At 60.3% G+C, this 11,725-nt stretch carries 12 protein-coding genes; 7 read left to right on the forward strand and 5 right to left on the reverse strand.

Annotated elements, in window-relative coordinates:
- Positions 1–185: 185 nt before the first annotated feature.
- A complete protein-coding gene (locus QWI18_RS14340) occupies positions 186–719 on the reverse strand; it encodes a bacterioferritin (protein ID WP_065987767.1) in 534 nt (177 codons plus the stop codon).
- Positions 720–1,030: 311 nt separating this feature from the next.
- Positions 1,031–1,369, reverse strand: a complete 339-nt coding sequence (osmE, locus tag QWI18_RS14345) for an osmotically-inducible lipoprotein OsmE (protein WP_065987766.1) — start codon at positions 1,367–1,369, stop codon at positions 1,031–1,033.
- Positions 1,370–1,567: 198 nt separating this feature from the next.
- Here osmE and QWI18_RS14350 point away from each other — a divergent pair, with 198 nt between their 5' ends.
- A complete protein-coding gene (locus tag QWI18_RS14350; RefSeq protein WP_369319108.1) occupies positions 1,568–2,458 on the forward strand; it encodes an esterase/lipase family protein in 891 nt (296 codons plus the stop codon).
- A 58-nt stretch (positions 2,459–2,516) separates the two neighbouring features.
- Positions 2,517–2,753, forward strand: a complete 237-nt coding sequence (locus tag QWI18_RS14355) for a hypothetical protein (RefSeq protein ID WP_074891368.1) — start codon at positions 2,517–2,519, stop codon at positions 2,751–2,753.
- Between the two features lie 26 nt (positions 2,754–2,779).
- On the opposite strand, the gene QWI18_RS14360 is transcribed toward QWI18_RS14355, so the two are convergent.
- The gene (locus QWI18_RS14360) at positions 2,780–3,664 is read right to left on the reverse strand and encodes a DMT family transporter (RefSeq protein ID WP_369319134.1); all 885 of its coding nucleotides are present in this window, start codon (positions 3,662–3,664) and stop codon (positions 2,780–2,782) included.
- Between the two features lie 151 nt (positions 3,665–3,815).
- Here QWI18_RS14360 and QWI18_RS14365 point away from each other — a divergent pair, with 151 nt between their 5' ends.
- From QWI18_RS14365 to QWI18_RS14375, 3 genes are all read left to right on the forward strand, one after another.
- A complete protein-coding gene (locus QWI18_RS14365) occupies positions 3,816–4,106 on the forward strand; it encodes a PsiF family protein (protein ID WP_369319109.1) in 291 nt (96 codons plus the stop codon).
- Positions 4,107–4,294: 188 nt separating this feature from the next.
- Positions 4,295–5,305 (forward strand): AI-2E family transporter, encoded by a 1,011-nt coding sequence (locus QWI18_RS14370; protein WP_065987762.1) that lies wholly within the window; start codon positions 4,295–4,297, stop codon positions 5,303–5,305.
- Between the two features lie 733 nt (positions 5,306–6,038).
- Positions 6,039–7,222 (forward strand): IS3 family transposase gene (locus QWI18_RS14375; RefSeq protein ID WP_369319110.1). Its coding sequence is split into 2 segments (ribosomal slippage): positions 6,039–6,303 and positions 6,303–7,222, totalling 1,185 coding nucleotides; the frame shifts between segments, so codons are not numbered across the junction.
- A 428-nt stretch (positions 7,223–7,650) separates the two neighbouring features.
- On the opposite strand, the gene QWI18_RS14380 is transcribed toward QWI18_RS14375, so the two are convergent.
- Positions 7,651–8,916 carry an Hsp70 family protein gene (locus QWI18_RS14380; RefSeq protein WP_192133274.1) on the reverse strand — a complete coding sequence of 422 codons (1,266 nt, stop codon included), beginning with the start codon at positions 8,914–8,916 and terminating at the stop codon, positions 7,651–7,653.
- A gap of 294 nt (positions 8,917–9,210) precedes the next feature.
- On the opposite strand from QWI18_RS14380, the gene cbpA reads away from it, so the two are divergent.
- The gene (gene cbpA, locus QWI18_RS14385) at positions 9,211–10,176 is read left to right on the forward strand and encodes a curved DNA-binding protein (RefSeq protein WP_369319111.1); all 966 of its coding nucleotides are present in this window, start codon (positions 9,211–9,213) and stop codon (positions 10,174–10,176) included.
- A 2-nt stretch (positions 10,177–10,178) separates the two neighbouring features.
- Positions 10,179–10,475: a chaperone modulator CbpM gene (locus QWI18_RS14390; RefSeq protein WP_065987760.1), complete on the forward strand. Its 297-nt coding sequence runs from the start codon at positions 10,179–10,181 to the stop codon at positions 10,473–10,475.
- Positions 10,476–10,530: 55 nt separating this feature from the next.
- Here QWI18_RS14390 and QWI18_RS14395 read toward each other — a convergent pair whose 3' ends face one another.
- A complete protein-coding gene (locus QWI18_RS14395; RefSeq protein ID WP_065987759.1) occupies positions 10,531–11,664 on the reverse strand; it encodes a sensor histidine kinase KdpD in 1,134 nt (377 codons plus the stop codon).
- Between the last annotated feature and the right edge of the window lie 61 nt (positions 11,665–11,725).

Raw genomic sequence — 11,725 nt, forward strand, 5'->3', positions numbered from 1 at the left:
AGGCTTGCTTGGTACCCGGTCCCACAGAACCGCGTTCGGCGCCTGATTCAGCGTCAGGTTGATCTGGCCCTTGTGGGAGCGAGCTTGCTCGCGAAGAGCCCGGTATCCGCTAAACATCCCGCCTGAAAGTTACCCACAAAAAAGCCAGGGCATGTGCCCTGGCTTTTTGCATTGCGTGTCGCGTATCAGAGGCCGTCGAGCAGGTCGGCCATGTCGTCGGCGTGCTCTTCTTCCTGCGCCAGGATCTCTTCAAAGATACGGCGGGTAGTCGGGTCTTGGTCGCCGATGTACTGAATGATTTCGCGGTAGCTGTCGATCGCGATACGCTCGGCCACCAGGTCTTCGGTGATCATCTCTTTCAGTGTGTTGCCGGCCACGTACTGGGCGTGGGAGTTCTTGCTCAGCAGGTCCGGGTTGAATTCCGGCTCGCCACCCAGCTGCACGATGCGCTCGGCCAGCTTGTCAGCGTGTTCGAGCTCTTGATTGGCGTGTTCCAGAAACTCATCAGCGGCGGCGTGGGACTTGATGCCCTTGGCCATGAAGTAGTGGCGCTTGTAACGCAGGGTGCAGACCAGCTCAGTGGCCAGCGACGAGTTCAGCAGACGCAGGACCTCATCACGATCACCGTTGTAGCCTTCAGTGACGGCGCCGTCTTCGACGTTTTTGCGTGCGCGCTCTCGCAGGGTGGCGACGTCGGTCATTGGGTGCAGATTGATCATCAGATTTCTCCAGGGCTTTTACGGTTTTTTCCGTCGCGCTCTGTTGCGCCATACGTCAAGCAGGCGCCCGGCGAGATCGGGTCTTAAGGTGTGAGTGGTGGGCGCTGGCAAAAGTTTGATTTTTGTTCGGGGACTTTTTGACGCAGTGTCAGATGGTCGGGTTGTAGGGGGACGAGGGTGATGCGGAGTCAAGACGGGGTGCGCTTGCTTCAAGGGAATCACTCGCGACAGCGGCAGCGCCGGGCATCTTTGCGATGCCTCGGCGCTCGTGATCGCGAGCGGACTCACCCATTCATACGGACGGCGTCAGATCACATGGCGCGTTCGTTGGCGTCACGCTGTTCGCAGGTCATGAAACCCTTGCTGTTGACGCGGCCATTGTTGTCGAAGGTGACGTAGTACGCCTGCTGATGGCCTTCGCGGTTCAGCACGTAGTTGTTGCAAGTACCTGGGTGGGCGCGACGCTGAATGGAGGTCGATGGCGTGCCGCCGATGGTCAGGACCTGTTCTTTGGTCATGCCTTCTTCGACTTGCTTGACCAGCGGCTCATTGCGATAGGTCGCGTAATCAACCGGGTTCGGCAGGGTGGTCGATGCGCAACCGGCCAATGCGGCCATGGAAATCACTACTGCCAGGGATTGCTTGAACATTCGAATCGCTCCGCGAAAAAGGCCATTGTTGGCCCGTTGCTGTTAGGAGCATTCAAGATGCAAAAGAGTTCGATCAAATTGATGGCGATGGGGCATTACCCGTACTGTCATGTTTTATGAATGTTTCCCGGCTACTTTGACGTGGCTGACTTGACCCCGCAGCGCTGAACAAAAACGCTCACTGAGGAACGCTCCTTAATGTCGCAAGAGCAGGCCACCCGTTATCCCATCGTCTTGGTACCGGGATTGATAGGCTTCGTGAAACTGGTGGTCTATCCGTATTGGTTCGGCATCGTGCCGGCGCTGCGTCGGGGCGGCGCGCAGGTGATTCCGGTCATGGTGTCGGCGGTCAATTCCACCGAGATTCGCGGCGAGCAATTGCTGGCCCGAGTCCAGGAAGTTCTCAAGGAAACCGGCGCGGCGAAGGTCAACCTGATCGGTCACAGTCAGGGAGCGCTGACCATTCGGTATGTTGCTGGCGTACGCCCGGACCTGGTCGCCTCGGTCACCTCCGTCGCGGGGCCCAACCATGGCTCCGAACTGGCCGACTACTTTGAAGCGCATTACCCGCCCCATACCCTGAAAGGGCGTGTGGTCAACGCTGCCATCCGCCTCACCACGCTCATCACCAGCCTGCTCGACACCGGTTATCGCGGTACGCGCCTGCCCGTGGATGTCGACGCTGCGCACCATTCGCTGACCGCACGCGGCGTGGCGCACTTCAACCGGCGGTTCCCCCAGGGATTGCCCGAACACTGGGGCGGGCAGGGCGAGGAGGAGGTCGGCGGCGTGCGCTATTACTCGTGGTCAGGGACCCTGCAACCGGGGCGTACCGACCGCGGCAAGAACCTCTTTGATACGTCAAATCTCACTTGCCGAATATTTGCTCGCACGTTCACGAAAGAGCGGGGTCAATCTGATGGCATGGTCGGGAGATGCAGTTCTCACTTGGGTAAAGTCATCGGTGATGACTACCCGCTCGACCATTTCGACATCGTCAACCAGCACTTCGGGCTGGTGGGCAACGGAGCCGATCCCGTGGGGTTGTTCCTTGAACATGCCGCGCGTCTCAAAGCCGCCGGTCTTTGACTTATTTGGCCGTAGTTCGTGATCAGTCGACCCGTGAGGTCGCGTAGGAAGAGATGCGATGAGCGATAAAGAGCTTTATGAAATCGAGTACACGCTGGCCGGTGAGCACCATGTCGATCTGATTGAAAACCTCGACGTGCCAATCATCGAGGTTGTGCACGAGCTGGCGCTCAAGCACAACGTGGCCGTTGAAGATGACCCCTTCGATACCGGTGAGGACACCATCGGTCTGCCCCACGTGCTGGGCATTACCGACGTGTCGATTCACGCTGCGCAGGAGCACGACAAAGCCTGATAGCCGGTTTCATCCGACGGACAGCGTTAATGCATTGCGGCCTTGCGCAGCGGTGTGGTCCAGCGTTCTGCCAGGATCACCCCGCCCAGCGTCAGGGCACCGCCGATGAAGTGATACGACGCCAGCTGCTCGCCCAGTGCGAGCGCAGCGACCAGCGCCGTCAGGATCGGCACCAGGTTGAAAAACAACGTGGTACGGCTTGGCCCGAGGATGGAAATCGCTTTCATCCACAGCAACGGCGCGAGCATTGAGGTCGGGATGCACGCGTAGAGCACCAACGGAATGTTGCTCGCATTCAGGCCGGTTTTCGGTGAAATCGCGAACAGCGGAAACAGCGCGATGATCGCCACCAGAATCTGCAAATAAAGCAGCTGCAACGGCGGCATGCGCAACTGCCACTTCTTCAGCAGCGTGCTGTAGGTCGCATAGGCCAGCGTTGCGACCAGCATCATCACGTCGCCGATGTTGATGCCATGGGCAATCAGCAAGCTCCAGCTCCCTTGGGACACCACCCACAACACGCCCGCAAACGACACGATCGCGCCGACCAGCGCGCCTGCGGTCAACCGGGTGCCGAGGCTGGCGATCGACATGCCCAGGGTCATCACCGGCACCAACGACAGAATGATGCCCATGTTGGTGGCCGTCGTGATGTTCGCTGCGTAGTACGCCAGGCTCTGATAAATCGCCATGCCCAGCACGCCCAGAACCACCACCTTGCCGATGATGGGTTTGATCTGCGCCCGATTGCGCAGCACGGGACCCAGCAGAAACGGCGTGAACAGCAAGCCGGCCAGTAACCAGCGATAGAAGCCGATCTCGGCCGGGAAAATACGGCCCGCGGCGGCTTTGGTGATGACGTTGTTGCCCGCCCAGATCATGACGGTGAGCAGTGGATAAAGGTATTGCATGACCGGCCCGGCGGCTGAATGAGGCGCCATTATCGGCCTGTCAGTGCGCACGTCCAGCGCACGCTGCGCATTTGCAGAAATATGCAGCAACATTCTTTGGCTACACTGCTCCGAAAGCCATGCAGGTGCGTGGCGCTTCCGGAGAAAAGCGATGACCATGCTGCGTATTCCTCTGCTGGTGATGGGCCTGCTGCTGAGCGCCCAGGGTTTTGCCGCCACCGCCCAACAAAACAAGATGACCACCTGCAACGCCGATGCCTCGGCCAAATCCCTCAAAGGCGACGAGCGCAAGGCGTTCATGAGCTCCTGCCTGAAGGCCGCGCCTGCGGCTGCCGCCACTCAGCAGGAAAAGATGAAAACCTGCAACGCCACCGCGAGCACCCAAGCGCTCAAGGGCGATGCGCGCAAGGCGTTCATGAGCGATTGTCTTAAAAAGAAATAATTTTCCGAGCCAATGGCGGGCGTCGAAAGGCGGCGCCGGCCCCTGTACTTTCTGCGATTGCGGCCGATGATCTGGCCTGCAATCGCAGCCTCCCAACGCTTGAGCCCTGAAGGGCTTTCGCGTCGCTGGTTCTCCACTCAGAACGCTGGCAGACTGCCCATCCTTCACGCCGCTCGTTTTGAGGCTGTATGCCAACGTTTACGCCCCGTCAAGTCTATCTGGCCAGTTGCATTCTCGTGTTCGGCGGGTTGCTGCTGGTCTTGCCGCTCAACCTTCTGCCCAGTCTGCTAGCGGGTTTGCTGGTGTACGAACTGGTCGACATGCTCACCCCACAGCTGCAACGGCTGATTGCCGGCGAGCGTGCGCGGTGGCTGGCGGTGGCGTTGCTGGGGACTCTGGTGGTGACGGTGCTGGCGTTGCTGTTTGCCGGCGCGATCAGTTTCCTGCTGCACGAGGCGGAAAACCCCGGCGCGTCGCTGGATAAATTCATGATTCTGGTGGACCGCGCCCGCGGTCAGCTGCCGCCCTTCATCGACAACTACCTGCCGGCCAGTGCCACCGAGTTTCAGGTGTCCCTCAGCGCGTGGCTGACCAAGCACCTGGGAGAGCTTCAGCTGCTCGGCAAGGGTGCGGCGCACATGTTCGTGACGTTACTGATTGGCATGGTGCTGGGCGCGATCATCGCCTTGCAGCGCATCCCCGATGTCACCAAGCGCAAGCCATTGGCGGCGGCACTGTTCGAGCGTTTGCACCTGCTGACTCAGGCCTTTCGCAATATTGTTTTCGCGCAGATCAAGATCTCGCTGCTGAACACGGCGTTCACTTCTATATTCCTGGCAGTGATCCTGCCGCTGTGTGGCGTGCACTTGCCGCTGACCAAAACCCTGATCGTGCTGACCTTCCTGCTGGGCTTGCTTCCGGTGGTCGGCAACCTGATGTCCAACACGCTGATCTTCATCGTCGGCATGTCGTTGTCGATCTGGGTGGCGGTGGCGGCGTTGGGTTATCTGATTGTGATCCACAAGGTCGAGTATTTCCTCAACGCACGGATCGTCGGCGGGCAGATCAGCGCCAAGTCGTGGGAGTTGCTGCTGGCGATGCTGATCTTCGAAGCCGCCTTCGGCCTGCCGGGGGTGGTGGCAGGGCCGATTTATTACGCGTACCTGAAGAGCGAACTGCGCCGGGCAGAGCTGGTGTAGCGGCAGGTTTCAACCATTCGCGGCTACCCGCGGTGTGGAGGACCGGCTTCAGCCGGGAAGAGGCCTGCGCGGACACCCTCAATTTCGCGGCATCACACCCGACGCCTTCCCGGCTAAAGCCAGTCCTACGATGCGCCTCCGATGTAGTAGGACCGGCTTCAGCCGGGAAGAGGCCTGCGCAGACACCCTCAATTTCGCGGCATGACACCTGACGCCTTCCCGGCTAAAGCCAGTCCTACGATGCGCCTGCGATGTGTAGGACCGGCTTCAGCCGGGAAGAGGCCTGCGCAGACACCCTCAATTTCGCGGCGTGACACCCGACGCCTTCCCGGCTAAAACCAGTCCTACTATGCGCCTGCGATGTGTAGGACCGGCTTCAGCCGGGAAGAGGCCTGCGCGGACACCCTCAATTTTGCGGCGTGACGCCTGACGCCTTCCTGGCTAAAGCCGGTCCCACTAAGTGCACACGGTCAGTCAGTGGGACCGCGATGTTCAGTAGGACCGGCTTCAGCCGGGAAGAGGCCTGCGCGGACAGCCTCAACTTCGCGGCGTGGCGCCTGACGCCTTCCCGGCTAAAGCCAGTCCTACGATGCGCCCGCGATGTAGTAGGACCGGCTTCAGCCGGGAAGAGGCCTGCGCGGACACCCTCAATTTCGCGGTGTAACACCTTGCAGTGGTCTAATTTCCCCGGACACCTCGATAAGTGGAAAATACATTTATCGAGGAGTTCTACATGACCAGAAAACGCAACAGGTTTGACGACAGCTACAAATTGGAAGTTGTAAAGATGGTCAGGGATCAGGGGCTGACCGTTCCGCAGGTTTGCCAGGACCAGAATCTCGGTGAGACGGCCGTACGACGGTGGATCCGCCAATACGACGCCGAGCAGTTGGGCCAGGCCGGGATAGGAAACCCGCTGACGGCTGAGCAACAGCGCATTCGGCAGCTGGAGCAGGAAAACCGGCAGCTCAAGATGGACAACGACATCCTAAAAAAGGCTACCGCCTTCTTTGCCCGCGAACTGAAGTGACGTATCGGCTTGTTCGGCAACTGCAACAGAAGGCTTATCCGGTGGCGCATGTCTGTCGTCTGCTGAACGTCAGTCGATCAGGTTTTTACGAGGCCCGTAAGCGTGCACAAGCACCTGTTCGGCTCAGTTGTCCCATTGTCGCGCAGCTCAAGGCATCGTTTGCCGTGAGCGACGGCTGCTCCGGCAGCCGCTCTTTAACCAAGGCTCTGCGGGCCAAGGGCATGGAAATAGGCCGCTGTAAAGTCCGCCGCCTGATGCGAGCCCATGGTTTGCGCTCGGCGTGGAAACCTAAGTTTGTGCATACGACCGACAGCAAGCATGACCTGCCAATCGCTGAAAATGTGTTGAACCGTCAGTTTGAACCGCAGGCTGTGAATACCGCCTGGGTCGCCGACATTACCTACATAGGAACGCGCAGCGGCTGGCTTTATCTGGCCGTGGTGCTGGACTTGTTCTCGCGCAAGATCGTGGGTTGGGCGATGGCCCCAAACATGCCTGCAGAGCTGGTGTGCAGCGCGATGCAGATGGCCGTCGCGCAGCGTCAACCGCCGCCTGGCCTGATCGCTCACTCCGATCGCGGCAGCCAATATGCGAGCGCAATCTACAGATCGCTGCTGGCCAGGCACGGCATGCAGCAAAGCATGAGCCGTAAGGGCAACTGCTGGGACAATGCGGTGATGGAACGCTTCTTCCTGAGCCTGAAAATGGAGCGGGTATGGCGGCGCAATTACGCCAACCATGGCGAAGCGATACGCGACATCACTCAATACATCGTTGGGTATTACAACAACGAGCGGCTGCACTCAAAACTGGGGTATCTGCCACCGACCGTTTACGAACGGACGATGGCCTTGAAACAACCTATCGAGGTGTCCGGAATTAGTTGACCACTACACCTGACGCCTTCCCGGCTAAAGCCGGTCCCACAAAGTGCACACGGTCAGTCAGTGGGACCGCGATATTCAGTAGGACCGGCTTCAGCCGGGAAGAGGCCTGCGCGAACACCCTCAATTTTGCCGCATGACACCCGACGCCTTCCCGGCTAAAGCCGGTCCCACAAAGTACACACGGTCAGTCAGTGGGGCCGCGATGTTCAGTAGGACCGGCTTCAGCCGGGAAGAGGCCTGCGCGGACACCCTCAATTTCGCGGCGTGACGCCTGACGCCTTCCCGGCTAAAGCCAGTCCTACGATGCGCCTGCGATGTGTAGGACCGGCTTCAGCCGGGAAGAGGCCTGCGCAGACACCATCAATTTTGCGGCGTGACACCTGACGCCTTCCCGGCTAAAGCCAGTCCTACAAGCGCCCCGCGGGGGATCAGCCGTAACGCTTCTTGGCTTCGATCGCCAGCCCGCTGCCGATGCTGCCGAAGATGTTGCCCTCGACGTGCCGGGCCTTGGGCAGCATGGCGGCGACGCTGTTGCGCAGGGCCGGGATGCCGCTGGAGCCGCCGGTGAAGAACACGGTGTCGACATCGGTCACACCCACGCCTGCGTCATTCAACAGATTCGTCACACTGCCGCGCACGCGTTCGAGCAAGGCGTCAATTGACGATTCGAACAACTGCCGCGTGAGGTCCACGCTCAGGCCGGGCTCGACGCGGTCCATCGGCACCAGGCGATTTTCCGAGTGGGTCAGCTGGATCTTGGTTTCTTCGACTTCCATCGCCAGCCAGTGACCGGCGCGTTGATCGATCAGTCTGAACAGCCGATCAATGCCCTGGGTGTCTTCGATGTCATAGCGCATGCTGCCCAGCGCCAGTTGCGACTTTTGCGAATACACCGAGTTGATCGTGTGCCAGGTCGCCAGGTTCATGTGTGTGCTGGTTGGCATGTAGGCGCCGCTTTTCATCCGGCTGCCATAACCAAACAGCGGCATCACGCCCTGCAGGCTCAGCTGCTTGTCGAAGTCGGTACCGCCGATGTGCACGCCGCCCGTGGCGAGGATGTCGGTGTGACGGTCATCAATCAGGCGACGCTCCGGCGACAGGCGCACCAGCGAGAAGTCCGACGTACCGCCGCCGATGTCGACGATCAGCACCAGCTCTTCACGGTTCAGCGTTGACTCGTAGTCGAAGGCCGCTGCGATGGGCTCGAACTGGAAGGAAACCTCCCTGAAGCCGATCTTGCGCGCCACATCGGCCAGCGTGTCTTCTGCCTCCTGGTCGGCGGCAGCGTCGTCATCGACGAAATGCACGGGACGGCCCAGCACGACGTGCTCAAAGGAATGACCGGCAGCAGCTTCAGCACGCTTTTTAAGTTCGCCGATGAACAGCCCGAGCAGGTCCTTGAACGGCATCGCTGTCCCGAGCACGCTGGTGTCGTGCTTGATCAACTTGGAACCCAGCAGGCTCTTGAGCGAGCGCATCAGGCGGCCTTCGTAGCCCTCGAGGTACTCGTGAAGCGCAAGACGACCGTAGACCGGGCGGCGCTCTTCGATGTTGAAAAAGACCACCGAGGGCAGCGTGATCTTGCCGTCCTCCAGTGCGATCAGCGTTTCCACTCCAGGGCGTAGCCAGCCGACCGTGGAGTTGGACGTGCCAAAATCGATGCCAAGGGCACGGGCCGGGGATGGAGTGCTCATCTGCTTTGCATACCAGTCAAAAAACGGCCGCGCAGTGTATGCGAGTGCGCGCCGGATGCGTAGCGCGAAACGTCGGTTTATCGCCCGTCCGGCATCTATTTCCAGCCCCTGGCTTGAACTGTGGCCCCGAGCCCCAATCTAGCAGGCAACTCTTAATGCATTTGGCCGGTCTGGACAGCGTTTCAATTCGCGGGACGGCGTGCCGATAACATTGCAACGTTCAACGCAGCCAGCGTTCACATGTGGAACACGCTGCGGACTGGGCTGGATATTCCAGAATTGGGTGACCGTCAGATGGACTTCAAAGACTATTACAAGATCCTTGGCGTAGAGCCGACGGCGGACGAGAAGACGATCAAGACCGCCTATCGCAAGCTCGCGCGCAAGTATCACCCCGACGTCAGCAAAGAGCCTGGCGCGGAAGACAAATTCAAAGAAGCCTCCGAAGCGTATGAAGCGCTCAGCGACCCTGAAAAGCGCGCCGAATACGACGAGATTCGCAAATACGGCAGTCAGGGCCGGTTCCAGCCACCGCCTGGCTGGCAGGGCCGCGGCGGCGCGGGCGCGGGCGCGGGTCAGGGCTTTGGTGGCGGCGGCTTCGAAAACGGCGATTTCTCCGACTTTTTCAGTTCCATTTTCGGTAATCGCGGTGGTCAGCAAGGCGGTCGGGCGCAGAGCCCGGGGCGTCGAGGGCAGGACGTGGAGATGGAACTGGCGGTGTTTCTGGAGGAGACCCTCTCCACCGAGTCCAAGCAGATCAGCTTCAAGGTGCCGCAACACAGCGCCAATGGTCAGCGCATGGCCGACATCACCAAGACGTTGAATGTGAAGATCCCCGCTGGCGTCACCGATGGCGAGCGCATCCGCCTCAAGGGGCAGGGCGCGCCGGGCGTTGCCGGTGGGGAGAAGGGCGATCTGTACCTGATCATCCGCCTGGCGCCGCACCCGATGTTCGACGTCGAGGGGCATGACTTGATTATCACGGTGCCGATCGCGCCGTGGGAAGCAGCGCTCGGCACCAAGGTGGCGGTGCCGACGTTGACCGGCAAGATCAGCCTGACCATCCGCCCGGACAGTCAGAACGGTCAGCGGCTGCGGGTCAAAGGCAATGGTCTGTTGAACAAGCAGGGCCAGCGCGGCGATCTGTACGCGCAACTGAAAATCGTCATGCCCAAATCCACCGATGAGGCGACCAAAGCGCTGTGGGAGAAGCTGGCCCAGCAGGCCGCGTTCGATCCGAGGGCTCAATGGAGTAACTGATCATGAGCAATACCCTGGTCATAGACATGCAGGAGTTCTGTGAGGTGGTCGACCTGCCGGCCGCCTTCGTCATCGAGATTGTCGAGCACGGCATTCTCGAACCCCAGGGAAGGCAGCCGGATGAGTGGCTGTTCGACAGTGCCGCGTTGTCGATCGGCAGGCGTGCGGTCAAATTGCATCGCGAATTGCAGCTGGAATGGGACGGCGTCGCTTTGGCGCTGGACCTTCTGCAAGAGCTCGAACACGTCAGGGCGGAAAACCGCATGCTCAGGCAGCGGCTGGGGCGGTTTGTGGATTGAAGCGCTGGACTGAAGCTCACTCCCCACACGGGTTGTGCTCGCTGCTCAACGCTTATTAACCTTTCTTCGGCAATTCCACGTTAAACGTCGTGCCGTCTCCGACGTTGGACACAACCGTGATGCTGCCGTTATGGGCATTCACCACCTCTTTCACGATGAACAACCCCAGGCCCAGGCTGGTGGAAGGGTTGTGGATGCCGGTTTTTTCGTTGGCCGAGCGGACCAGCGGGTCGAAGATGCTGCCGATGGCTTCCTCCGCGATAGGCTCGCCGCCGTTATGCACCGAGAGGCTCACATGGTTTTCGCTGCCGGTGAGCTTCACGGTGACCTGCCGCGTCGCCGCGCCATGCTGCAAGGCATTGCCAATCAGGTTTTGCAGCAACTGCGCGATGCGTGCCCGATCCCACTCGCCCCGGGTGTCACCGGTGCTGGTGAACACGGCGTTGCAGTCGGGCTGCCCCGCCGTCGCGGCGTCGATGGCCTCGCGGCAGGCGAGGGTCATCTCCATCGGCTTGCGCTCGACCGGCAGCGTGACCCCCAGACGGCTGCGGACGAACTCCAGCAAGTCGCTGATCATTGTCCCCATCAACAAACTGCTGCTTTTGATGCGTTTGATGTACCCAAGCTCGGCGTCTGCCAGCGTAGTCTTGCGCATCAGCACCTCGGACGACATACCGATGGCCTGCAAGGGCGCGCGCAGGTCGTGACCGAGAATGGCGAGAAAGATGTCACGGGAACGTGTCACGCGATCGGCGTAGGCCGCCGTCGACTCGGCCAGGGCTTCATCGATGGCTTCGTTGAAGCGGATCATGTCGGTGATGTGACTGACCTGTGGATCTATCTGGTTTTCTGCCCAGAAGCGCACGACCGTGGCCCGAAGGTGGCGGAACTCTGAAGTCATCTGCACCAGGTCAAACCCGACGATATGGCGCAATTCACCATGACTGGAGGCGGCCTGATCGAGTGTCGGGGTTTTGCCGATGTCTTCGCCTTGCGCCTTGGCGATGCGTTCGGCTTTGGTCTGAGCGGTGTTCATGTCACGCGCCGCCGCGAGCAGGATCGCCTCGGCATGGTCGCGCAGCTCGGCTGAACTCATCTGGGCGGCGGCGGGCGTCAGCGTGGCCGCAAACCGTTCCCACTCATCGACGATGCGATCCACATTCTGAACGATGAAGTCCGAAAGACGCATGGGGAACTACCTTGCTGCCGGGGCGCTGAATGAGAGCGCGCATAGTACCGCCATGTTGTTG

The sequence above is a fragment of the Pseudomonas sp. W2Oct36 genome (assembly GCF_041060465.1).
GTDB classification, from domain to species: Bacteria; Pseudomonadota; Gammaproteobacteria; order Pseudomonadales; family Pseudomonadaceae; genus Aquipseudomonas; species Aquipseudomonas graminis_B.

What these genes read in the sequence shown, in the direction of transcription:
- osmE (WP_065987766.1), bottom strand. Translation starts at nt 1,369, where the DNA reads ATGTTCAAGCAATCCCTGGCAGTAGTGATTTCCATGGCCGCATTGGCC.
- QWI18_RS14350 (WP_369319108.1), top strand. Translation starts at nt 1,568, where the DNA reads ATGTCGCAAGAGCAGGCCACCCGTTATCCCATCGTCTTGGTACCGGGA.
- QWI18_RS14370 (WP_065987762.1), top strand. Translation starts at nt 4,295, where the DNA reads ATGCCAACGTTTACGCCCCGTCAAGTCTATCTGGCCAGTTGCATTCTC.
- QWI18_RS14365 (WP_369319109.1), top strand. Translation starts at nt 3,816, where the DNA reads ATGACCATGCTGCGTATTCCTCTGCTGGTGATGGGCCTGCTGCTGAGC.
- QWI18_RS14395 (WP_065987759.1), bottom strand. Translation starts at nt 11,664, where the DNA reads ATGCGTCTTTCGGACTTCATCGTTCAGAATGTGGATCGCATCGTCGAT.
- QWI18_RS14355 (WP_074891368.1), top strand. Translation starts at nt 2,517, where the DNA reads ATGAGCGATAAAGAGCTTTATGAAATCGAGTACACGCTGGCCGGTGAG.
- QWI18_RS14390 (WP_065987760.1), top strand. Translation starts at nt 10,179, where the DNA reads ATGAGCAATACCCTGGTCATAGACATGCAGGAGTTCTGTGAGGTGGTC.
- QWI18_RS14340 (WP_065987767.1), bottom strand. Translation starts at nt 719, where the DNA reads ATGATCAATCTGCACCCAATGACCGACGTCGCCACCCTGCGAGAGCGC.
- cbpA (WP_369319111.1), top strand. Translation starts at nt 9,211, where the DNA reads ATGGACTTCAAAGACTATTACAAGATCCTTGGCGTAGAGCCGACGGCG.
- QWI18_RS14380 (WP_192133274.1), bottom strand. Translation starts at nt 8,916, where the DNA reads ATGAGCACTCCATCCCCGGCCCGTGCCCTTGGCATCGATTTTGGCACG.
- QWI18_RS14360 (WP_369319134.1), bottom strand. Translation starts at nt 3,664, where the DNA reads ATGCAATACCTTTATCCACTGCTCACCGTCATGATCTGGGCGGGCAAC.